Below are 22883 nucleotides of genomic sequence, written 5' to 3' on the forward strand. Positions count from 1 at the left end.
GGGCGTGACTTCAGCAAGGTTCACCCATTTGGGGGCTTCGGGTATGCCCTGGGTTCAGGCCGTTTCGTGGTCGTGCGCGACATCGTCGACCCTGATCACACGGTCGGCGGCTTGCAGGTAACGCAATGCCAAGGAGGGATTGCGGGCGCTTTGCGAGGCTGTTTCCATCGATTGGGTGCGGCGCAGCACCTTGTTCAAGGCGCCGGTGTCTTCACCCAGTTGGGCGCTCAAGGACAGGGCCTCGACCAGGTCGAACTGCCCACCCTGTTTGGGCAGGCTCAGGTCCGGACACAACCGGCTGACGAGATCGCGGCGGGTACGCAGCAGTTCGGCCAAGGCCAGCAGTTGCTCATCGCGCAGGGGGTGCAGCCGGCCGGTGGCCCGCAAGCTCAAGCCGGCCAGCCAACGGGCCGGTGCCGATGGCAGGTTGGCATGCAGGTCTTGCAGGATGGTGGCGGCGCGGTTCAACTGCTGGCGGATGCCGGCCTGGGCGAAGGGCAGCAAATCGGGCTGGCCATCCACCTGGTAGCGCCACAAGCAGGCGCTGGCGATGTACAGGTGGGCCAGCACATCGCCCAGCCGCGCCGACAGCAGCTCCATGCGCTTGAGTTGACCGCCCAGCAGCCCCATGGCCAAGTCGGCCGTGAAGCTGTATTGCACGCTGAGTCGGGTGATCATCTGTGCTTCGGTGTTCAGGTCGGCCGGCGGCTTGCCGGTGAGCGAGGCGCCGAACAAGCTGCGCCGCAGGTTGCGGACCACGTGGCGCACGTGCGCCCACAGGGCTTGGCCCAAAGCCTGCTCGTCACGGGATTCGATGGCTTTCATCTCATCCAGCACATGGGGGTGGCAGCGCACCGCGCCCTGGCCAAAGATGATCAGGGCCCGCGTCAAGAGGTTGGCGCCTTCCACGGTGATGGCGATGGGTGCGTGGCGGTAGCCGATGCCCAGCAGGTTGGAGGGCCCGGCGATGATGCCTTTGCCGCCCAGGATGTCCATGCCATGGTTGACGGCACGCCGGCCGGCTTCGGTCAGATGGACCTTGAGGATGGCGCTGGCCACGCTGGGTTGCTGGCCTTCGTCGAGCGCGGCGGCGGTGTAGTGGCGCGCGGCATCGGTGGCATACAGTTCGGCCGACATCTCGGCGATGACGCCGGCAACGGCATGAAACCGCGCGATGGGCAGGCCGAACTGCTCACGGATCTGGCCATAGCCATTGGCCACGAACAGGGCACCTTGCTGCATCGCGCTGCCCAGGGCCGGCAGCGAAATCGCGCGCCCGGCCGCCAGGCACTCCATCAGCATGCGCCAGCCTTGGCCCACCTGCTTCTCGCCCCCGATGATGTTGTCCATGGGCACGAACACCTCGTGGCCATGGATGGGGCCGTTCATGAAGGCACTGCCCATGGGCAGGTGGCGCCGGCCGATCTCCATGCCTTCGGTGGGCACGGGTAGCAAGGCGCAGGTGATGCCCAGGTCACGCTGGCCTTCAGGCCGCTTGTCGTCAAAGGCATGGAAGGCCAGGCCGACCACAGTGGCCACGGGTGCCAGGGTGATGTAGCGCTTGTCGAAGTTGACCAGGAAGCCGCGCACGCGCTGTCCATTGATCTCGCGCTCGACCAGCGTGCCGCGGTCAGGGATCGAGGCCGCATCAGAGCCAGCCGAAGGCGCGGTCAAGCCAAAGCAGGGCAGGTCGCGGCCATCTGCAAGCCGGGGCAGGTAGTGCTGCTTTTGGGCCAGCGTGCCGTAGCGCAACAGCAATTCGCCCGGGCCCAGGGAGTTGGGCACCATCACGGTCACTGCGGCGGCGACGTTGACGGTGGCAATTCGCGCGACCACGGTGGCATGGGCCTGGTGGCCAAAGCCCAGGCCGCCATATTCGGGCGGGATGACCATGCCGAAAAAGCGCTTCTCGCGCAGGAAGCGCCACACCTCGGGCGGCATGTCGCCGGCCTGGTCGATGGCGTGGTCGTCCAGCATGCCGCACAACTCGCGCACCTCGTGGTCGAGGAAGCGCTTTTCGGCGTTGGTGAAGGGTTGGGGCCTGACTTCCAGCAAGGCGCTGAAGTCAGGCCGGCCGGCGAACAGCTGGCCTTCAAAGCCCACCGTGCCCGCTTCCAAAGCGGCGCGTTCGGTGTCACCCAAAGGTGGCAGGGCCTGGGCGAACGGCCGCAGGGCGGCCCGTCCGATCGCTGATGCCAGCCACCCCATCATGGTTTGACCAACAACTGGCCGCGGATCTCACCCTTGGGGTTGGCGGCGGTGTGCAGGTTCACGTACCACTCGCCGGCCGTCACTTGGGCGGCCTGTACTTCGGTGAGGGTGGCTTCACCTTCAATGGGGCTGTCCAGCTTGCCCTTGAATCCCAGGGCCACGCCCGCGCTCTGGCCAGGGATGGCCGGACCATGGAAGTGTGCAGCCGTCACGGCGCCGCTCAAGCCGGAGTACACGACCTTCCATTTCAGGACCTTGGTGGCGGGCGTGTACGTGGCCTCCAGGGTCCCGGTGCCCATGGTGGTCACAGGCGGCGTCTCAGCCTCGCCGGACAGCTTGGATGTAAAGGTGGCCGCGTTGGACATGGACGGGACCAGGGCCAGGCTGGCGGCGAACAAGCCGGCCAGCAGCGAGCGCTTGATGGTCAAGGAATGGAAGTTCATGCTCAGCTCCTGTTGATGGTTAGAAACGCATCCGCAGATACAAGGCGGGGCCATTCAGCTTCAGATCAAGTTTGGCCAAAGCATCGTCATTCTTGTAGTTCACGCGAATGCGGGTGTGATTGTATTCAGCGCCCAGACCGATATTGCGCCAGGGAAACCACTCCAGACCCACGCCAGCGTTGACGATGTCACCATAGGTTTCGCCTCCGTTCTTCTTGGAGCCCGACACGTCGGCGTAAAGCCTGAACTGATCGCTGATCCGGTGGCGCAGGCCCAGGGTCAACAAGGGGGCCCAGGCGTCTTTCTTCTCGCCGTCCGAGATGGTCTGCGACAGTCCGCCCACGGTGGCTGACGCGGTGTAGTTCAATTTGACCTTGTAGTAGGCCGCGCCCACACCCACGCCGGCCACGGTGTCCTCGCCACCAAACCACCAGCGGTAAGAGAAATTGCCGATGTCGAACGAGGTCTTGGTGTTGAGCTGGGCCGAGGCGGAGTAGCTCTGGCCGTTGTAGGTGAAGGGCTCGCTCACCCCCAGGGACTTGTTCTGGCTGTAGTGGTACAGGTCCACCGAGAAGCCCTGGCGGTCAAACAACAGCCAGTCCACGCGGGCCCGCTTGACCACGTCCGAGCCATCGATCACGCGCTGTTGGCCGGTGGTCTGGGTGCCATCCAGAGAGGACAGGCTCAGGTCACCTTCGGCGTCCACGTTGTAGCCGCCCACCCACACCCCGACCCGGTCGATCACGGGCATGCTGTTCTCGAGCGCCATGGCAGGCGCACTGGCGGTGGCCAAGACGACTGCGGCCCACGTTGAAGCGGTGCGCAATTGGCGGGAGTTCAGCAAACGATGGCGCATGGAGGTTCTCCTGATGTGTGAAGGGTTGGTTGGTGGATGAAACTTTAGGAGAGGAGGTCTGGCGTGGGCCGTAGGCACTGTCTCCTTGGCTTGTCAGACATTGGCGCGACTTGGCGTCGGGCAAAGCCGACAGGCACTGTTCTTGCCCTGTTGGGCCTCAGCCTCGTGTTAGAACGGCAGACATGACGATTCGTTGGCCTCGGACCGCACCGCTGCAAGGCATCTTTCGCGGCATCACTTTTTTGGGATCGGTGATCCTGGCGATCTCCCGGGGGATGCCCAACCATTGGCGTTTCCGGTCCCAGGACATGGCGCGTGTGCTGGCCGATTGCAGCGCCCGTGCCTTGCTGATCGTGCTGGTGGTCAATGTGCTGGTGGGTGCCATCCTGGCTTTCGTCGGCGCAGTCCAACTGGTGAAGTTTGGCGCGGGCATCTTCGTGGCCGACCTGGTGGCCATTGCCGTGTCACGCGAAATGGCCGCCGTGATCACAGCCGTGGTGATGGCGGGGCGCACCGGCGCTGCCTTCGCGGCCGAGCTGGCCACCATGCAGGCCAATGAAGAGATCGACGCGCTGGAGGTATTGGGTCTGAATGCCACGGAGCACCTGGTGGTGCCGCGTGTCCTGGCCTTGCTGCTGGTGATGCCCTTGCTGTATGTGTTTGGTTGCGTGGCCGGCCTGGTGGGGGGCTTCAGCGTGGGGGCCAGCATGCTGAGCCTGGCCCCGGCCGCTTACCTGGACCGCAGCCTGGACGCCCTGAGTTTTCAGCACCTGGGCCTGGGTTTCTCCAAAGCCATTGCCTTTGGCATCCTGGTGGCAATCGCGGGTTGCTACCACGGCCTGCATGCCGAGCGCAATGCGGCCGGCGTGGGCCAGGCCACGACCCGCGCGGTGGTGGCGGGCATCGTGGGCGTGATCGCGCTGGATGCCGTGTTCTCGGTCTGCGCCAACGCCTTGGGGATCTGACATGGCCCTGCTCAGCGTTCAAGACCTGACCATGCGCTTTGGCGACAAGCTGATCCAGGAGGAGGTGTCTTTCGAGGTCGAGCCCGGTACCATCTTCGCCATCATGGGTGGCAGCGGCTGCGGCAAAAGCACCTTGCTCAAGCACCTGATCGGCTTGCTGGAACCAGCCCACGGGCAGGTGCTGTACGACGGCAAGGACTATTGGAAAAGCCAGGACGATGAACGCACCACCCTGCGCTCCGGCTTTGGCGTGCTTTTCCAAAGCGCGGCCTTGTGGTCGTCCATGACGGTGCTGGAGAACGTGCTGATGCCCCTGGAACAACACACCGACCTGGCCGAGGATGAACGCATCGAGCGGGCCCGCGAGGCCCTGTCCTGGGTCGAGATGGCCGACTTCGCCGATTACAGCCCGGCCGACCTCAGCGGCGGCATGAAAAAGCGCGCGGGCCTGGCGCGGGCCATCGCGGCGCAACCTCGGCTGCTGTTCCTGGACGAGCCTTCCGCCGGCCTGGACCCGATCAGCTCCAAGCGCCTGGACGACCTCATCCTGGAGATCCGGGACCGCACTGGTGCGGCCGTGCTGGTGGTCTCGCACGAGTTGCCCAGCCTCTTCGCCATCGCTGATGACAGCATCTTCCTGGATGCCGACAGCAAGAAACCCATCGCCCATGGCAAGCCCAGCGAATTGCTGGACACGGCCACCCATCCAACCGTGCACGCGTTCCTGCACCGGGAGAAGTTATGAAACGCAATGCCTTGCTCGTCGGCAGTTTCGTCGTCGCGGCTTTGATCCTGATGGTCGCCGGGCTCGTGACCCTGGGCGGCGCTGACCTGTTTTCCAAGCGGCAAAAGGCCATCGTCTACTTTCAAGGCAGTGTGCGGGGCCTGTACGTCGGCGCGCCGGTGAGCTTTCGAGGCGTGAAGATTGGCGAGGTGCTGAACATCGGCATTGAGGTGGATCCCAAATCCCTGGTGACGCGCATCCCGGTGGGGCTGACCTTGGGCAGCGACACCTTGAAGATGGGCGACGAGAAAACCGGCAGCTTTCGCAACCTGCCTGAGCTGGTTCAACGTGGCCTGCGCGCCAAGCTCATCATCCAGAGCGTGGTGACAGGCCAGACCGGCATCGACCTGGACTTCAAGCCCGACACCCCGGTGGTACTGCTGGGCGATGGATCGGCCGGCGCGCCCGAGATCCCCGCCATGCGCGACAAGCTCGATGCCTTGCTGGACCAGGTTTCCGAACTGCCTCTGGCCGACCTGGTGCAGGACGTGCGCAGGACCATCAACCAGTTGGACCAGACCTTGAAGGTGACCCAGCAAGCAGTGGCCTTGTCGGGCAAGGAAATCAGTGCGGCCGCGACGCAAGCCAAGCAGACGCTGGTGGTGGGGGCCAAGGCTTTGCAGGATGTGCAAGTGCAGGCCAAGGCCACCTTGGTGTCGGTTGAGCAGCTGTCCGAGTCATCCCGCAATGTGGTGCTGCAAACCCAGCCTGAAATCCAGCAAACCTTGCAAGCCGCGCGTGATGCGGCCCAGGCCGCACAGCAGGCCATGGGCAATTTTGCGGAGCTGAGCGCCGTGGGCTCGCCCTTGCGGTCGGATGCCGAACTGGCCGTGCGGGACTTGTCGCTGGCAGCGCGCAGCCTGCGCTCATTTGCCGACCAGCTGGAACGCCAGCCCAACACCATTTTGTTCGGGAAGAAATCACCATGACCACTTTGCGCCGCCTTGTCGTCTCCCAGGGTTTGATCTTGTGGGCTCTGGGCCTGGGGGCGTGCAGCACCGCGCCCATGCCCACCTTGTTGTCGCTGCCCTTGCCACCAGCCCCCGCAGCCGCAGCGTCCAAGGTGCCCGCGTCCCCCGCTTCGGTGGCCTCGGCTCCCCGCTTCCTCACGCTGCGCCGCGTCAACATTCCCGAGTACCTGCAGACCGATGCCGTGCGTTACCGAAACGCCGACAGCACACTGGCCGAATGGCCCAATACCGCGTGGGCCGAGCGCCTGGAGGTGGGGCTGACCAATCAGCTGGCTCTGCTTTTGCGGCAAGCTTTGCCGAGCTGGACGGTGTGCGATTCGCACTGCCCTTCCATGCCCACCGGGCAAGTGTTGATCGTCAACATCGCACCGCTCGACTACGTGCGCAGTGCCGGCCAATTGCGCGCGGACATCAGTTGGCGCATCACGGGGCCCGGCAGCACACCCACCCCGGTTCACGTGGGCGGCGGCTCGTCCAGCACACCGGTGTCGCCAGACACGCCCGTGGGGCAGGCGGCCGCCATGAGTCAGCTGCTTGATCAGGTGGCGCAAGACGTGGCCAGCACCGTGCGCTGACATTTATTTAGTGGCATGGCCCGATTGGGCACTCTGTTTGCCAACAACAGGGTGTTACCCCCAACAAGGAGAAGTGCCATGAACCCCATGCGACAGAAGTCTGTTCGCTTAGCGTGCACCGTCACCACCGCGCTTGCGCTGGTTGGCCTGGGCGCTTGCAGCGACATGTCGACCCGTGACCGCAACACCGCCGTTGGCGCAGGCGTAGGCGCTGCGGCGGGCGCCGTGCTCACTGGCGGCAGTGCTGGTGGAACCATCGGTGGAGCTGCCGTCGGCGGCGTCATCGGCAATCAAATCAAGAAATAAGGAGAGCCATCATGAGCTTGGGAACCATTCTGTTGATCGTTGTGCTGTTGATGCTCGTTGGCGCCATCCCTGCTTGGGGACACAGCCGCAGCTGGGGTTACGGCCCAAGTGGCGGCCTGGGTTTGATCCTGGTCGTGCTGATCGTGCTGATGCTGATGGGCCGACTTTGACCATCGTTGTCTGACATCCATCATTAACTCAAGGAAGCAACATGCCAACCACCGCCAAAAAAACCGCGGCCAAGACTCCGGCCGCCAAGACCAAAGCCAAAACCACGCCCGATGCCGTGCAACTGCTGACCGCCGACCACAAGGAAGTCAAGAAGTTGTTCAAGGACTATGAGAAGTTGGTCAAGGCTGACAGCAGCGAAGAAGAGAAGCAGGCTTTGGCCGAGCACATCTGCTTGCTGCTGACCGTGCACGCCAAGATCGAAGAAGAGATCTTCTATCCCGCCGCAGGTGAGGCCACCAAAGCCGAGGACTTGCTGAAGGAAGCGGTGGTGGAGCATGCCAGCGCCAAGGACCTGATCGCGCAGATCCAGGACATGGAGCCCTCCGAAGACCTGTATGACGCGAAGGTGACCGTGCTGGGCGAGTACATCGACCACCACGCCACGGAGGAAGAAGAAGAGCTGTTCCCCAAGGTCAAGCGGTCCCACCTGGACCTGCACCAATTGGGCGACGCCTTGGCCGCCCGCAAGGAAGAATTGATGTCAGAGCTTGGTGCCGAAGTGGCAGCGTGATCCAATCGCGCATGCCTACCCAACACCACACCCTCCGTTCTTCCCTGTTGGCCTTTGGCGTGGGGCTTGTCGCCCCCGCCTTCGCCCAGGCCCCCCTTGACCTGAAGGAATGCCTGGGCTTGCCGGAAGCCAGCGCCCGCCTCGCCTGCTATGACAGGCTGGCCGGGCGCGAGGCCATGGTGACCTTGCCGGCGTCACCCGCTGCGACGCCGGGCACCCCCGAGGCCGTGCCCGTCAGCCAGGCCGCCACGCCCGCCACCACCCAGCAGTCCGAGAACAGCTTCATGTCCCGCTACTGGGAGCTGGACCAGGCCGACAAGCGCGGCACCTTCAACTACACCAGCTACCGCCCCAATTTTTTCATGCCGCTGCACAGCATGGCGAGCGTGAACCGCAATCCCAGCAGCCCGACCCGCGCCCAGGCCAGCAACTTACCCCGCTATCAAAATGGCGAGGCCAAGATCCAGGTTTCTCTGCGCAGCAAGGTCTGGGAGAACGCCCTGCTGCCGGGGGCCGACCTGTGGGTGGCCTACACGCAGCAGTCGATGTGGCAACTGTGGAACCGCGACCAATCGGCGCCATTCCGCAGCACCGATTACCAGCCTGAAGTCATCTACGTGGTGCCCACGCCCGCCTCCTGGCAAAACATGCCGCTGGGCTGGAAATGGCGCATGACGCAGGCCGGCATCGTCCACCAATCCAATGGCCAGCCTGACCCGCTGTCACGCAGCTGGAACCGGGTGTACGCCCAGGTGGGCCTGGAGCGGCGCGACCTGATGTTCAATCTGCGGCTGGAGCACCGGCTGAAGACCGACAACTCGGTGGGCGACGACAACCCCGACATCCAGGATTACCTCAAGCGCGCCGAATTGCAGATGATGTGGACGCCTGGCCGGTCCACCGCGGCAGTGGCCTGGCGGCCCTCGTTCTCGGGCAAGGGCTCGGTGCAGTTTGACTATTCCTACCCGGTGTTCCGCGATCGGCCCGATGGATTGCGCTGGTATGCCCAGCTCTTCCAGGGCTATGGCGAAACCTTGCTGGACTACAACTTCAAACAGACCAGCTTGAGTCTGGGGTTGACCATCTTTAAATTCTGAGAAGACGTGTTAGCGTGGAGTCTTCACTCTTCAAGGGATCGATTGGATGAGCACTCCCCATAGCCTGAAGAAAAACTCCGGCCAAGGCGCGGCCCCCAAGTCAGCGGATGCCGCCTCCTTGCGCCTGGTGGCCCCCATCCACATGCGCACCTCCACAGCCACTTGCTGGAAGTGCCATGCCCTGACCCAGGTGCACGCCGTGGTCGCGGCCGATGTGGTCGACCTGGGTGAATCGGGCGAGAGCCGCACCTATGTGTACGGCATCTCCAACCCACCCACCGAATTGACCGATGCGCTCTTGCTGCTCGCGCCCAACCTGCGTGTGGATGTGCCCAGCGACGATGGCGTCAGCCGTTTGACCAACCATTGCCCACATTGCGGGGCCTTGCAGTCAGATGTGTATTTGTTCTCGGAACCAGGTGGCCCCTTCTTTGGCCGCCCGCCCGAGGGGCATCTGGGCGCGGTCATCCTGGAGCACGACGTTCAGGTGGACGACGCGTCTTACTCGACCTAGACTTCAAAACCCCCTCAAGTCATCCACTGGCGTTTTCAGCGCACCGCCGCTGATGCGCTGAATCGCCCGGCTGACAACCTCCACATCGTTGTCAAACGTGCCATGGGCCGCCTTGGCCTGGCGGTCCGGCTTGGCCACGGTGATCTTGTCCTGGTCCACCACCACCAGCCGCTCGCCCGCCACCAAGCCCGCATTGGCCGCCGCCTGCCGCCAATTGCGCAGGGACTCGGCCGTGCTTGATGAGCCATCCCAGCCCCGGTAGTCGGGGTTGAACACGTTCTCCATGCCCAGGATGGGTGTGCGCAGGTCGGTTTCGAGCGCGTTCGACACGAGGTACAGCAGCGATTTGCGGTAAATGGCCACCACGTTGTCATCGCGCTCATTGCGGTCAGACAGCACCTGAAGGTGCAGTTTTTTCATCAGGTCGGCATGCGGCGCGTAGTGCTGGTTGGCGAACTGCACGGTGCAGGCCGGGGCCCAGAGCTGGATGGACGAAACCTGATCGACCAAGCCGCGCTTGGCCACCAGATCCAGCATGTGGCCCAGGATGATTGAGCCGGCCGAGTGGCCCACCAGGTGGATCTCCAGGTCATCGCCCCAGGTGCTCATCAGCTTTTGCAAGGCCGTGATCAGCAGGTCGCCGCCTCGCGTGGTGTTGAAGGCCAGCTCGGCGTTCTCCTTCATCTCGCTCCACACGGGCTTGACCAAGGGGCGGCCGATGGATTTTTCGATCAGCAGGTCGGTGCGGTCGGTGATCCATTCACCCACGCCAGCAGCCATCGGCGCTTGCTGACGGTGGGCTTCCTGGATGATGTTGCCGATGCTTTCCACCAGGCCGGTCTTCCAGGCCAGGAACAGCGGGTAGCAGCCATTGCCCACGAAAAAGCGGCCGAGGGCGCGGGCGCGCTTGATGGCATCGGCCTCGCTGTTGAGGCCGCCATGCGCGTAGATCACCAGGCGCTTGGTCTTGCCGGGCTGGCTGCGGAACCAGGTGTCGGGCAGCACCGAGGCCTGGTGCAACAAAGTGCGGCTGACCTCGTCTTCGGTCAGGTAGCGGCGCACGCGGCCGTCGTTGCCCATCACGATGCTGTGCTGGTAGGCGCGGCGCTCGTCCCACCAATTGGCCGGGTCGGCGCTGGCGGTGCGGGTCTGGCTGGCGGCGGCCGTGGTCATGCCCCCCACCATCACGCCCGACACGCCCAGGGCCACCACCCAGGCGTCCATGCCGTTGGCCAGCCAGTCGGCATAGGTGAGCACGGCAAAGCCGCCCGCGCCCCAGGTGGGTCCCCAAGAGTTCTGCAGCACGAAGCCCTGCTCGTTGAAGCCGACCAGCGCGTAGGCGTGCCCATCGACTTCAGAAGGGTGGCCGTCGTAGGGGATCACGGGCAGGCTGGCATGGCCGGTGGGTGCACGGGCCTTGTTGGTGATCTGGTTCCAGCCTTCGTGCGTGGTGCTGGACACGAAGATGGCGCCCACTTCGCGGATCGCGGCCTGCAGGTCGGTGATGCACTTGACCTCGATGCGGTAGTAGACGCCCAGGGTGTTCTGCGCGGCGCGTTGGGCGTAGCCGTACTTGGGTTGGACGGGATCGTGGTCGCGGTGGGGCCAGTCGGTGTCCAGGCAAACGCCGTTGTGGAACCAGCCCTTGATGGCACCCCGGCAACTGGAGCCTTCGTAGTTCTCGCCTTCGTACTCGTCGTAGCGGCGGGCGAAGCTGTAGAGCATGGCCGCGCTCACGGACTCCAGCACTTTGGGCATTTGCTGCTTGCGCCAGCGCAGGTAGTTGACCGTGCACGCCAGGCCAAAGCCAGTGCACGCGCCTTCCTGGCCCTGGTCGAGGATCAGGCCGGCCTTGGTGTAAGTGGACAAGAAGCGCTTGATGTCGCTGGAGTCGGGGAACTCGCCGGGCAGGCTCACGGGCGGCGGCATGTAGAAGCGGTCGCGCAGGTCGGCCGGGTCTTTGGCGACGGTGAGGGGGCGGTTTTTCTTGAGGGGGGCAGCGGCGCGTTTGCGGGCGGCGGTGCTGACGCCCACCTTGGGCTCGGGGATGGGCCACACCTGCTTGGCCAGGTCGAACACGTTCTTGAAGCGGTCCAGGCCGTGGGAGCCGCCGTTGACCATCTTTCGGGCGGCCAGGTACTTGCCTTCGGCCAGGGCGGCGCGCATGGCGTCGGCGCGGTGGGCCAGGAAGGTGGCCAGCAGCATGGCGGCCACTTCGGGGGCATTGGCCAGGTCAGGGTTGCTGGTCAGGTCGATGCCAAGCTCGGTGCCGTACTGGGTGTAGTTGGCACGGCCGGTCAGCTGGATGAAACCGCGCCCCTTGAACTTGGCGCCATCGCCGGGTTGGGTGTTGCCCAGGGCCTTGCGCCCGTCGTAGGCGCTGAAGGGTGCCATGCCGGGCTTGGTGTTGAACTGCGAGGGGAACTCGGAGATGGGCAGGAAGCCTTCGCTTTCAGCGCGGATGGTGCCCAGGGCTGCGCAGATCATGCTGCGGTCGTTCAGGCCCATGGCCTGCAGGGCGGCGGCCACATAGGGCAGGTAGCGCGCGATGTTGGAGGGTTTGGTGGCGGGGAACAGGCGCCGCACGGCGTCGTTGTCCAGGGCGATGGCCAAGGGGGGCAAGGTGACCAGGCCCAGCAAGGACTGGCAGCGCGGGCCGACCACGCCATCGGCGATCAGGCCGGTGCCCGATTGCCAGCGGCGCACGGCGGCTTCCAGGTCGGCGTCGAAGTCCTGGCCGGAGGCCAGCTTGCTGTAGTCGGCGCCGTCGGGGCCCAGCTCTTTGGCCAATTGTTGACGCAGGCGTTTGACGTCTGTGCCTTGACTGCCCCTGACCAATAAACTGCCCATGATCCTGCCCTTGTGAGTGGAGTGACTCATTTTTCAACAGGGAGGGTGGGGGTGCCATCCCTAGGGTGTGGTTGCAAGCTAGGGGGTTTGGTGCTTGTTGGGGTGCTTTGTCGGACAGCGCGGCGTGGGGGATTCGGCGGAGGCGGGCAGGGCTCCTATGGTGGCGGTCCACCGCGTAGCGGCGGACTGCGCTCGGTGCTCGGCCACGGCGGGCGGCTGCGGAACTCGCTGGCCTGCGGCCAGCTCAGACAGTCCTCGCCGACCCCTCGCTGCGCGAGGGGCAACCCGCCGCGGCCTGCGCTCCTCGACGCCCCCGAAGTCGCCCCGCCCACCTCTGCCTCATCCCTGATCGCCCAGCTGGTGGCGTAGCACGAAATGCAGCCGTGGCGTGCCACCAGCGGGGCGAACAAAGGGCTGGGTCGGTCTCCGGCGGGGCGACTGGCTTGGTGCTGAGAAGCGGAGTGCCGAGGTGGGCACGCGACAGCGTGCATCGTCATCTGACTGGCCGTGGTTGTTTGAGTGCAGCGGCCAAAGGCCGCGAAACGAGTTCCACGGCCCCACCTCGGCATGAGCATCGCAAGGCAGTCCCGCTACCAGCGGGGCCACCAAGCTGAAGCCCTGCCGGAGACCGCACCAGCCCGCGCCCCGCGCTACCAGATAAAGCGATCAACCCTCAGCGGACAAAGCCACTCAGAAAGAGTCGTCGAGGATGAGCAGCGCCTCATCGCGCCAATAGGCGGCGGCCGCAAAGAAGCCTTCCCACACGCAGCCGTTGCAGCCACGCCCACAACAACTGGTGGGTTCGGGCGGAGGCGGGCGCAACTCAACACCACGTGCCTGGGCCTGCGCTTGCAGGGCCGCAAACATGCGCTGGGCCGAAGCCAGGTCAGTGAGCGGAAAGTCCATGAACGTCAACGTCGATTCAGGCGCGAACCCCGAGGCGCCACAACGAAGTCAGCTCGGCCTGCCGGGCCACGTGCAAGGGATCGCTGTCGTCGGTGGCCTTGGGGTGGCGAGGCTTCACCTCCAGCCGGCCGATGACACGCAAGCCTGCACCTTCCATGGCCGCCTGCAATTCGCCTTGCGCGCGCAGGCCCAGGTACTCGGCCAGGTCCGACATGATCAACCACCCCTCACCACCCGGTTCCAGGTGCGCCGCCAAGCCGGTCAAAAAACCCTTCAGCATGCGGCTGTCCGGGTCATACACCGCGTGCTCGATGGGCGAGCTGGGGCGGGCCGGCACCCAAGGCGGGTTGCAGACAATCAGCGGTGCTTTGCCTTCGGGAAACAGGTCCGCTTGCATGATGTCCACCTTGGCGGACAAGCCCAGTCGATCGATGTTCTCGCGTGCGCAAGTCAGCGCGCGCGGATCCTGGTCAGTGCCAATCACGCGGTCCACACCACGGCGGGCCAACACGGCGGCGATCACACCCGTGCCTGTGCCGATGTCAAAGGCCAGGGCAGTGTTGGAGGGCAACGGCGCCTTGGCCAGCAGGTCGATGTACTCGCCCCGCACTGGTGAGAACACGCCGTAATGGGGGTGGATGCGGTCTTTCAAAAAAGGGATCTCGACCCCCTTCTTGCGCCACTCGTGTGCACCGATCAGGCCCAGCAGTTCGCGCAAAGAGACCACGCTGGCTTCGCTGCCGGGGCCATAAGCCTCCACACACGCCTGCTGCGCATCAGGCGCGCGGCGCAGCGGGATGGTGTGGTCGGCGTTCAAGGGGATCAACACCGAGCCCAGCACGCGTGCGCGCTGGGCCTGGGCCTGGCGGTGCAGGTTGAAGGCCTCGGCGGGCGTGGCTGAAGTCTTGCGCGTCTTGCGGTCGGCGCGGCGCGCCAAGGCCTGCACCAGGTGCCGGGCGTTCTGGTAATCGCCCCGCCACAGCAGGCCGGTGCCTTCGCAGGCCAGACGGTAAGCGGTGTCGGCGCTCATGCGGTCGTCGGCCAGCACCACGCGTTTGGGCGGGGGCGTGGCGCTTTCAGAGCGCCAGCGGGCGGACTGATCCTGCTCGGCCTCGGTCCAGTGGACCAAGGGGAAGGGCGCATCGAGTGCGGAGGGGGATGGTGTGGTGAGACTCATTGGGGCTTTCCCAATGAGTGTAAGTCAGGGGGCTGCTGCGGCGGCCGCAGCGCCTTCAGGCCTGCAGGTTGATCAGCATGCCCATCATGTCCTGCTGGGTGCGCACGGTGTGCAGGTTGGCCTGGAAGGAATAGGTGGACGAGATCTGCTGCACGATGTCGGCGGCCAGGTCATGCCCGATGGTCTGGGTCTGTTCGATGGTGGTCGCCACGCCGCCGTTGGGCAATTCGCGTTGGTTGACGACCTCGCGTTTGAAATTCGACGTCTGGCTGTTGGCGATGTTGTGGGCCGAGCTGTCCAGTTGCTGGAGGGCTGCGGTCATGCCGGATCGGCCGATCGATGAGACTGCGTTCATGGAGAACCTCAAGATCAATGACACAAGCTGTCAATGAAATGTAGGTCTTATCCGCAGACCGCGCTGGCCGATAAGTGGCCAGGGCGGGAATTGTTCATGGCGGGGGCGCTTTGCACACCACGGCCATCTGCGCCTTGTTGTTGGTGGGTGTGTTGAGGTTGCCGGTGATGCGGTCCCACAGTCGCACAGGGTAGAGCTGGTCGTTGGCCATGCGCTGGTAGTTGTGCGCCTGGCGCCGCACATCGTAGCCATGAGGGCACAGGCGCTGGGCCTCGGCTTCCAGCTGCGCGATGCTGGTGCCTGCCAGCTCGTAAGCGGCTTCGCCGCTGCCCGTGGCCACCGGGGTCACCTGCACCGTGGCGCAGCCCAGCAGGGCGGCCAGGGGCAGGGCAAGGCTCAGGGCTTTCAGGCGCAGGTGGTTCATCTCAGGAAGGTGTGGATTCGGCGACGCGTTTGGCCAAGTGTGCCAGTGCCTCTTCCACCTGATCCACCAATATCAGGCACAGATCCCCCGGAGACAAACGGTGCAGGGCCGTGTCGATGGCCACGAACTCGCCACGGATTTCGTCGATGTTGCGCGTGCGTTGGGCATCTTTGAGGCCATCGCGCAGCAGGGCGAGCACTTCGCCGTCGACGCGGCCGCGCTGGCAAGCGTCCTGAAACAGCAGCACGTCGTCAAAGGCATCGCCCAGGATGGCGGTCTGCTCGCGGATGTCGTCGTCGCGGCGGTCGCCGGCGCCGCTGATCACCACGGATCGGCGCTTGGCCGGGATGCCTTCCACGGCCGAGACCAGGGCGCGCATGGCGTCCGGGTTGTGGCCGTAGTCGGCGATCACGGTGGCGCCCTTGTAGTCCATCACATTGAAGCGACCAGGCGCGTTGTCTGCGTCGTTCACGAAGCTGGCCAGGCCACTGCGCACGGCGTCCCAGTCCAGGCCCACGCCCCAGGCTGCGGCCACGGCGGCCAGCACGTTCTCGACCTGGAAGCCGATCGTGCCGTTGCGGGTGATGGGGATGTCGCGCAGCGGGATGCGCTCGCGCCAGGCGCCTTGCGCAGCGACGATCGCGTCGCCATCGACGAACACGGTGCGCTTGTTCTGCGCGCGGTGCGTGGCCATGATGGGGTGGTGGTGGTCCTGCGCGAAGAAAATGATCTCGCTCACGGCCTTGCTGGCCATGGCCGACACATTGGGGTCGGCGGCGTTGAGCACCGCATAGCCATCCCGCGCGACGTTCTGCACGATCACGCGCTTGAGCACCGCCAGGTCTTCGACCGTGGTGATGTAGTTCAGGCCCAGGTGGTCGCCCGAGCCGATGTTGGTGACCACGGCCACCTGGCAGCGGTCAAAGCCCAGGCCTTCGCGCAGCACGCCGCCACGGGCGGTCTCGAACACGGCGGCATCCACATCCGGGTGCATCAGCACATTGCGGGCGCTCTTGGGGCCGCTGCAGTCGCCGCTGTCGATCTGGCGGCCTTCCACATAGACGCCGTCGGTGTTGGTCATGCCCACGCGCAGGCCGGTCGAGGCCAGCAGGTGTGCGATCAGGCGGGCCGTGGTGGTCTTGCCATTGGTGCCCGTGACGGCCACGACCGGGATGCGGCCATCGTCGCCCGGGCCGAAGAGGTTGGCCACCATGGCTTCGCCCACTTGCCGGCCCTTGCCGAAGGACGGTGTGAGGTGCATGCGCAGGCCCGGCGCGGCGTTCACTTCCACGATGCCGCCGTGCTGTTCTTCCAACGGCTTGAGCACGGTCTCGCAGACCACGTCGACACCGCAGATGTGCAGGCCCACCATCTGCGCGGCGGCCACGGCGCGGGCGGCCACTTCAGGGTGCACGTCGTCGGTCACGTCGGTGGCCGTACCGCCAGTGCTGAGGTTGGCGTTGTTGCGCAGGATGACGCGGCGGCCCTTGTCGGGCACCGAATCGGGCTGGAGACCTTGCACGTCCAGGCGCGCCACGGCGATCTCGTCGAAGCGGATCTTGGTGAGCGAGGTGGCGTGGCCTTCGCCGCGTTTGGGGTCCTGGTTGACGATGTCGACCAGTTGGCGCACGGTGTGCACGCCATCGCCGATCACTTGGGGCGGGTCGCGGCGGGCGGCGGCCACGAGGCGGTCGCCCACGACCAGCAGCCGGAAGTCGTCGCCGGGCAGGTACTTTTCGACCATGACTTCGCCATACTCGGCAGCGGCTTTGTAAGCGATGTCGAGGTGATCGCGACTGACGATGTTGACCGTCACGCCCTTGCCCTGATTGCCATCTTGCGGCTTGACGACCACGGGCAGGCCAATCTCTTGCGCCACGGCCCAGGCTCGGTCGAGCGATTGCACCGGGCGCCCCATGGGCACGGGCACGCCGGCCGCGTGCAGCAGCTTCTTGCTCAGGTCCTTGTCTTGGGCAATGGACTCTGCCACGGCGCTGGTGGCATCAACTTCGGCGGCCTGGATGCGGCGCTGGCGCGAGCCCCAGCCGAACTGCACCAAGCTGCCTTGCGTCAAGCGTCGCCAGGGGATGCCGCGCGCGGCAGCCGCTTCCACGATGGCGCCGGTGCTGGGGCCTAGGCGCTCGCTTTCGTCCAGTTCGCGCAATTGCGTGATGGCCGCGTCCACGTCGAAATCGGTGCCGTTCAAGGCGGCGTTGACCAAGGCTTGCGCCAGCTCGAAGGCCAGCCGGCCCACGGCTTCTTCGGAGTACTCGACCACCGCCTGGTACACGCCGGGTTCGACCGTGACGGCCGTGCAGCTGAAAGTGACCGGGCATCCGGCCTGGGCCTGCAAGGCCAGTGCGGCGGTTTCCAACACGTGGGCCAGCGACACCTTGGTGTTGGCGCCCCGGTGTTGCAGCGCGCCAATGGCCGGGAACAGGGCGCGCACGCGCGCCTCGAAGCCGGGCAGGTTGACGATCGATCGCTCAGCCTCGGTGCAGGCCACGATCGCCTCCACGGCCGTGTGTCGGCTCCAGAGGTTGGGACCCCTCAGTGCCCGGATGCGGGAAACGTCCATCAGCGTGTCTCTTTTCTTGTACTTTGCTTCTTCAGCGGGCGTAGGTGAAACCCAGCGTAGGGCGGGCCGGCGACAGGTCGGCGTCGAAGGTTTCAATGCCCGCGGTGATCAGGTCGGGTTTGATGTCCAGTGCCCAGGCAGCGGCCACAGCGGCCAGCAGGGTGTCGGACGACACGGGTGTGCCGCGGCCCTGGCGCAGCGTCAGGCTGCTCAACTCGCTTAAGGTGTTCTCAAAGGCGCCGTTGGCCAGCACCACCATGCCCTGGCGCATGAACACGGCGCGGCCACCCTGTGCGCGGTGCTGCACGATGGTGGCCAGTTGCGGGTCTTCGGCGTAGAGCACGGCCTGGCCGTCGCACAGGGCGGCCATGGCCGCGATGCGCTCGTCGTTGGCATTGAGCACGGCGGCCCCTTCGGGCAGCACCACGTCCACCTGGGTGCGCAGCACCTTGACCAGTTGGTCGGATTCGCCGATGTCGAATTCGGCCAACTCGGACGCGCCTTCCAGGTCGGTGACCACGCCCACCTGGCAACGGTCGTAGGGCAGGCCATCACGCAGGATGGCGCGGGCGCCGGTCTCGAACACGGCGGCCTGCACCGACCGGTTCATCAGCAGGCGGTGGCCGGCGTCCCAATGGGCAGCGTCCTGGCGCTCGACGTGGCGGCGGTCCAGGAACAGGCCATCGCGGCAGGCCAGGCCCACGTACTTGCCGCTCAAATGGATCAGCCAGGTGATCAGGCGCGCCAAGGTGCTAGTGCCCTGCGAGCCAGTGATGCCCACGATGGCGATGCGGCCGTCGTCGTCTTCGGGGAAGAGGTGGTCAACGATGGCGCGGCCCACCGGGCGGGGCGAGCCCTCGGCCGGTTTGAGGTGCATCAACAGGCCAGGGCCGGCGTTCACTTCCACAATGGCACCGCCTTGCGATTTCAAGGGGCGGGAAATGTCCTGGGCCACCACGTCAACGCCCGCGATGTCCAGGCCAATGACCCGCGCTGCCAAGGTGACGGCGTGCTCGACTTCGGGGTGGACATCGTCCGTGCAATCGAGGGCGACATTGCCATTGCGCTGGATCAGCACCTGGCGGCCGGGGTCAGGGATGGCGTCGATGGTGAGGCCCTGGCGCTGCAGGTCGAGCAACACGGCCTCGTCTTCCAAAGGCTTGATGACGTTGAGCGGGAAGTCTTCGTTCAGACCACGGCGCGGGTCGGTGTTCAGCTGCGCGTCGATCAGTTGCATGACGGTTGAGCGGCCATCGCCCGTCACCCAGGCGGCTTCACCCCGGGCAGCCGCGACCACCTTGCCGCCCACCACCAGCAGGCGGTGCTCGTGGCCACGGATGAATTTCTCGACCAGGACTTCGCTGCCGTGCTTGTCGGCCACTTCAAACGCGGCCTCGACCTCGGCCTGGGTTTTCAGGTCCAGGGCCACGCCCCGGCCGTGGTTGCCATCACTGGGCTTGACCACCACAGGCAGGCCGATGTCTTGCGCTGCTTCCCAGGCGGCGGTGGGGCTGTCCACCACTTCGCCCTCGGGCACGGGCACGCCACAGGACTTGAGCAAGCTCTTGGTGAGGTCCTTGTCGCTGGCGATGCCTTCGGCGATGGCACTGGTCAGGTCAGTTTCGGCCGTCCAGATGCGGCGCTGGCGGGCGCCATAGCCCAGCTGCACCAGGTTACCTTCATTCAGGCGGATGTGGGGAATGCGCCGGTCGGTGGCGGCCGAGACGATGCAGGCGGTGCTGGGGCCCAGGTAGCAGTCGTCCACCTGGTCGCGCACCTTGGCCACGGTGGCGGCCACGTCAAAAGGCTGGTCGTTGATGGCGGCCATCAGCAGGCGGTGGCCTTCGGCCAGGGCGGTGCGGGCCACGTGCTCTTCACGCGCACGGAACACCATGCGGTAAATGCCACGCTTCGAGGTGCTGCGCGTCTGGCCAAAGCCGGTGGGCATGCCGGCCAGGTTCAGCAACTCGATCACCACGTGTTCCAGCACGTGTCCGGCCCAGGTGCCTTCTTTCAGGCGCTCCAGGAAGCCACCGCGCTCGCCGACGCCGCAGTGGTGCTCGATCAAGGCCGGCAACTGCGCCACCAGACGGTCGTTGAAGCCCGGCAACAGGTTGGAGGGGTGATCTTCCAGCAAACCCAAGTCCAGCCAGACTTCCAGCACGGGGCGGTAGGTCCAGACATTGGGGCCACGCAGGTAATTGATGCGCAGCAGTTTGATGTCGTCCATTCTTGTCATGTTCTTGTGCGTTCTGGCGACCGTTCAGGCGGCGCGCGACCCGGGATTGTGCTTGAGGACACCGGGGCTGATCACAGCAACCCTGGCCGCAAGTGGCACCGATTCGGCGAGAATCCGCGATTGCGCTACGAAATCAAAATGCAACATCATCATCCTGTTGACGCTCGCGGGGCCCTGGCCAAACACGCTCAGGTAGGCCTGCAGGCCCAGCTTGCAAAAGAAGAGAACGTTCTAGCCACCCTGGTGGTTGACCTGGACCCGCGTTTGCGGTTTTCCGAGGGTGTTCTGGTGCTGACCGACCGCCGCCTGCTCTCCCAGGACGAGCCTGAAGGCGTTTGGCGCGCCTGGCCCCTGGCCGAGGGGCTGGCTTTGCGGCATTTTGACCACGCCGGCGTCGGCACGCTGGAACTGCACGACGCGCGGCAACGCCTGGCCCATTGGCACTTCACCATGGCCGTGGGTGTGGCGGCTCAAGGTTTCCAGACATTTTTTGACCGCCAGCAGGCGCAACTGAAGGCTGGCACCCCTGCGGCCCTGGACGACGACGGCTTGCCTCTGTGCCCCACTTGTCATGCCCCGCTGCCGCCCGACAGTGAAGATTGCCCCGCCTGCGACCGCAGCGCCGACGAGCCACCCTCGACCTGGGTGCTGCTGCGCCTGTGGCGCTTTGCGCGGCCCTACCAGGGCAAGCTGGCCCTGGGTTTTGCCCTGACCCTGGCCTCCACCGCCGCCACCCTGGTCCCGCCCTACCTCAGCATCCCGCTGATGGACAAGGTGCTGATCCCCTTCCAGAGCGGCCAGACCATCGACACCTGGTACGTGGCCGCCTTGCTGGGCGGCTTGCTGATCTCGGCCCTGCTGGCCTGGAGCCTGGGCTGGGCGCGCACCTATGTGCTGGCCCTGGTGTCCGAGCGCATCAGCGCCGATCTGCGGACCAGCACCTTCGAGCACCTGCTGAACCTGTCGCTGGAATACTTCGGCACCAAGCGAACGGGCGACCTGATGTCGCGCATCGGCTCCGAGACCGACCGCATCAGCGTCTTCCTCTCGCTGCACGCGCTCGACTTCGCCACCGACGTGCTGATGATCACCATGACGGCGATCATCCTGTTCTCGATCAACCCCTGGCTGGCCCTGGTCACCTTGCTGCCGCTGCCCTTCATCGCCTGGCTGATCCACCTGGTGCGCGACCGCCTGCGCACCGGCTTCGAGAAGATCGACCGCGTCTGGGGCGAGGTCACCAATGTGCTGGCCGACACCATCCCCGGCATCCGCGTGGTCAAGGCCTTTGCGCAAGAGCAGCGTGAGGCCAAGCGCTTCAAGGACGCCAACTGGCACAACCTGGAGATCAACGACAAGCTCAACAAGACCTGGTCGCTGTTCTCGCCCACGGTGTCGCTGATGACCGAGATCGGGCTGCTGGTGGTGTGGGCCTTTGGCATCTGGCTGGTCTCGCACCAGCAGATCACGGTGGGTGTGCTCACGGCCTTCATCGCCTACATCGGGCGCTTTTACGGCCGGCTGGATTCGATGAGCCGCATCGTCTCGGTCACGCAGAAAGCGGCGGCTGGCGCCAAGCGCATCTTCGACATCCTGGACCATGTCTCGAACGTGCCCGAGCCCACCAACCCGGTGGCGCTGCCGACGGTGCAAGGCCGTTTGCAGATGGAGGGCATCGGCTTTCGCTATGGCAGCCGCGCCGTGATCCGCGGTCTGAACCTGGACATCCAGCCCGGCGAGATGATCGGCCTGGTGGGCCACAGCGGCTCCGGCAAGAGCACCCTGGTCAACCTGATCTGCCGCTTCTATGACGTGAGCGAAGGCGCCATCCGCATCGATGGCACCGACATCCGCCGCGTGGGCGTGGCCGACTTCCGGCGCCACATCGGCCTGGTGCTGCAAGAGCCTTTCCTCTTCTTCGGCACCATCGCCGAGAACATCGCTTACGGCAAGCCCGATGCCACCCGCGCCGAGATCGTGGCCGCGGCACGGGCGGCGCACGCGCACGAGTTCATCCTGCGCCTGCCGCAGGGCTATGACTCGCTGGTGGGTGAGCGCGGTCAAGGACTGTCGGGCGGTGAACGCCAGCGCATCTCGATCGCGCGGGCGCTGTTGATCGACCCGCGCATCCTGATCCTGGACGAGGCCACCTCGTCGGTGGACACCGAGACGGAAAAAGAGATCCAGAAGGCGCTGGACAACCTGGTGCAGGGCCGCACCACCATCGCCATTGCCCACCGCTTGTCCACGCTGCGCAAGGCAGACCGCCTGGTGGTGATGGACCGCGGCCGCGTGGTCGAGGTGGGGCCGCACGACGAGCTGATGGCCAGGCAAGGCGCTTACTGGCGCTTGTACGAGGCCCAGGCCCGCAAGGAGCAACAGGCCGAGAAGGAGCATCAGGCATGAGCGGCGACACCACGATGATGACGTTCACGCTGGGCCGTGACAACTTCGGTCGGCTGGTCCTGATCGATGCAAAGGGTGTTCGCCACGATGGCGTCACGCCGGTGCGGGCCTTCCCCATCGCGGCACCTGATGAGGGCCTGTCCTTGGTCGACACGCATGGCCATGAATTGGTCTGGATCGCCCGGCTGAGCGCCCTGCCTGAAGAGGCGCGGCAACTGCTGCTGGAAGAGCTGGCCTTGCGCGAGTTCACGCCCGTGATCGAGCGCCTGAAAGCCGTCTCCACCTTTGGCACGCCCAGCAGTTGGGCGGTGACCACCGACCGGGGCCCGGCCATTTTCGTGCTCAAGAGCGAAGACGACATCCGCCGGCTGGCGGGCGGCGCTTTGCTGATCACCAGCAGCCACGGCGTGCAGTTCGCGGTGCGCGATCGCATGGCGCTGGACACGGCGTCGCGGCGCCTGTTGGAACGGTTTCTTTGACCTGA

21 protein-coding genes are annotated in these 22883 nt (G+C 65.4%); 11 read left to right on the forward strand and 10 right to left on the reverse strand.

The window, feature by feature from the left end:
* Positions 1 to 54: 54 nt before the first annotated feature.
* From LQ232_RS02575 to LQ232_RS02585, 3 genes are read right to left on the reverse strand one after another with little or no spacing between them, the layout of a single operon-like run.
* On the reverse strand, positions 55 to 2211 hold the full coding sequence (locus tag LQ232_RS02575; protein WP_371820066.1) for an acyl-CoA dehydrogenase: 2157 nt from the start codon (positions 2209 to 2211) through the stop codon (positions 55 to 57).
* Positions 2208 to 2654, reverse strand: a complete 447-nt coding sequence (locus tag LQ232_RS02580; RefSeq protein WP_230178638.1) for a CHRD domain-containing protein — start codon at positions 2652 to 2654, stop codon at positions 2208 to 2210. Before LQ232_RS02580 ends, LQ232_RS02575 begins: the two co-directional genes overlap by 4 nt.
* Positions 2655 to 2673: 19 nt before the next feature.
* Entirely contained in the window at positions 2674 to 3510 is an 837-nt protein-coding gene (locus LQ232_RS02585) for a porin family protein (protein WP_230178640.1), read from the reverse strand.
* A 182-nt stretch (positions 3511 to 3692) separates the two neighbouring features.
* Between LQ232_RS02585 and LQ232_RS02590 the strand changes: the two genes are divergently transcribed.
* The 9 genes from LQ232_RS02590 to LQ232_RS02630 all read left to right on the forward strand — a co-directional run bounded on the left by LQ232_RS02590 (position 3693) and on the right by LQ232_RS02630 (position 9464).
* Positions 3693 to 4475: an ABC transporter permease gene (locus tag LQ232_RS02590; protein ID WP_230178642.1), complete on the forward strand. Its 783-nt coding sequence runs from the start codon at positions 3693 to 3695 to the stop codon at positions 4473 to 4475.
* A gap of 1 nt (position 4476) precedes the next feature.
* Positions 4477 to 5220 carry an ABC transporter ATP-binding protein gene (locus tag LQ232_RS02595; protein ID WP_230178644.1) on the forward strand — a complete coding sequence of 248 codons (744 nt, stop codon included), beginning with the start codon at positions 4477 to 4479 and terminating at the stop codon, positions 5218 to 5220.
* A complete protein-coding gene (locus LQ232_RS02600; RefSeq protein WP_230178646.1) occupies positions 5217 to 6188 on the forward strand; it encodes an MlaD family protein in 972 nt (323 codons plus the stop codon). Before LQ232_RS02595 ends, LQ232_RS02600 begins: the two co-directional genes overlap by 4 nt.
* Entirely contained in the window at positions 6185 to 6805 is a 621-nt protein-coding gene (locus LQ232_RS02605; protein WP_230178648.1) for a membrane integrity-associated transporter subunit PqiC, read from the forward strand. The genes LQ232_RS02600 and LQ232_RS02605 overlap by 4 nt, the downstream gene beginning before the upstream one ends.
* Before the next feature lie 87 nt (positions 6806 to 6892).
* A complete protein-coding gene (locus LQ232_RS02610; RefSeq protein WP_230179704.1) occupies positions 6893 to 7111 on the forward strand; it encodes a glycine zipper 2TM domain-containing protein in 219 nt (72 codons plus the stop codon).
* Between the two features lie 11 nt (positions 7112 to 7122).
* Positions 7123 to 7281, forward strand: coding sequence for a DUF3309 domain-containing protein (locus LQ232_RS02615; RefSeq protein WP_230178651.1), 159 nt, complete (start codon positions 7123 to 7125; stop codon positions 7279 to 7281).
* 41 nt (positions 7282 to 7322) lie between these two features.
* Entirely contained in the window at positions 7323 to 7853 is a 531-nt protein-coding gene (locus tag LQ232_RS02620) for a hemerythrin domain-containing protein (RefSeq protein ID WP_230178659.1), read from the forward strand.
* 11 nt (positions 7854 to 7864) lie between these two features.
* Entirely contained in the window at positions 7865 to 8950 is a 1086-nt protein-coding gene (locus LQ232_RS02625; protein WP_230178661.1) for a phospholipase A, read from the forward strand.
* Positions 8951 to 8996: 46 nt separating this feature from the next.
* A complete protein-coding gene (locus LQ232_RS02630; RefSeq protein ID WP_230178664.1) occupies positions 8997 to 9464 on the forward strand; it encodes a hypothetical protein in 468 nt (155 codons plus the stop codon).
* A gap of 3 nt (positions 9465 to 9467) precedes the next feature.
* Here the strand turns inward: LQ232_RS02630 and LQ232_RS02635 are convergent, their stop codons facing one another.
* From LQ232_RS02635 to cphA (LQ232_RS02665), 7 genes are all read right to left on the reverse strand, one after another.
* Complete coding sequence (locus LQ232_RS02635; protein WP_230178666.1) at positions 9468 to 12314, reverse strand: peptidoglycan-binding protein; 2847 nt, start codon at positions 12312 to 12314, stop codon at positions 9468 to 9470.
* Positions 12315 to 13004: 690 nt separating this feature from the next.
* Positions 13005 to 13220: an oxidoreductase-like domain-containing protein gene (locus tag LQ232_RS02640; protein ID WP_230178667.1), complete on the reverse strand. Its 216-nt coding sequence runs from the start codon at positions 13218 to 13220 to the stop codon at positions 13005 to 13007.
* Between the two features lie 16 nt (positions 13221 to 13236).
* The gene (locus LQ232_RS02645) at positions 13237 to 14397 is read right to left on the reverse strand and encodes a class I SAM-dependent methyltransferase (RefSeq protein WP_230178669.1); all 1161 of its coding nucleotides are present in this window, start codon (positions 14395 to 14397) and stop codon (positions 13237 to 13239) included.
* 55 nt (positions 14398 to 14452) lie between these two features.
* On the reverse strand, positions 14453 to 14752 hold the full coding sequence (locus LQ232_RS02650; RefSeq protein WP_230178671.1) for a flagellar basal body protein: 300 nt from the start codon (positions 14750 to 14752) through the stop codon (positions 14453 to 14455).
* Positions 14753 to 14846: 94 nt separating this feature from the next.
* Positions 14847 to 15176 carry a hypothetical protein gene (locus LQ232_RS02655; RefSeq protein ID WP_230178673.1) on the reverse strand — a complete coding sequence of 110 codons (330 nt, stop codon included), beginning with the start codon at positions 15174 to 15176 and terminating at the stop codon, positions 14847 to 14849.
* Position 15177: 1 nt separating this feature from the next.
* A complete protein-coding gene (gene cphA / locus LQ232_RS02660) occupies positions 15178 to 17754 on the reverse strand; it encodes a cyanophycin synthetase (protein WP_230178676.1) in 2577 nt (858 codons plus the stop codon).
* 31 nt (positions 17755 to 17785) lie between these two features.
* A complete protein-coding gene (gene cphA / locus LQ232_RS02665; RefSeq protein ID WP_230178678.1) occupies positions 17786 to 19993 on the reverse strand; it encodes a cyanophycin synthetase in 2208 nt (735 codons plus the stop codon).
* A gap of 138 nt (positions 19994 to 20131) precedes the next feature.
* Between cphA (LQ232_RS02665) and LQ232_RS02670 the strand changes: the two genes are divergently transcribed.
* Entirely contained in the window at positions 20132 to 22399 is a 2268-nt protein-coding gene (locus LQ232_RS02670) for an ABC transporter ATP-binding protein (protein WP_230178680.1), read from the forward strand.
* Positions 22396 to 22878: a DUF1854 domain-containing protein gene (locus tag LQ232_RS02675; protein ID WP_230178682.1), complete on the forward strand. Its 483-nt coding sequence runs from the start codon at positions 22396 to 22398 to the stop codon at positions 22876 to 22878. The genes LQ232_RS02670 and LQ232_RS02675 overlap by 4 nt, the downstream gene beginning before the upstream one ends.
* Positions 22879 to 22883 lie beyond the last annotated feature (5 nt).

The sequence above is a fragment of the Aquabacterium sp. CECT 9606 genome, from assembly GCF_918741295.1.
Classification (GTDB): Bacteria; Pseudomonadota; Gammaproteobacteria; order Burkholderiales; family Burkholderiaceae_C; genus Aquabacterium.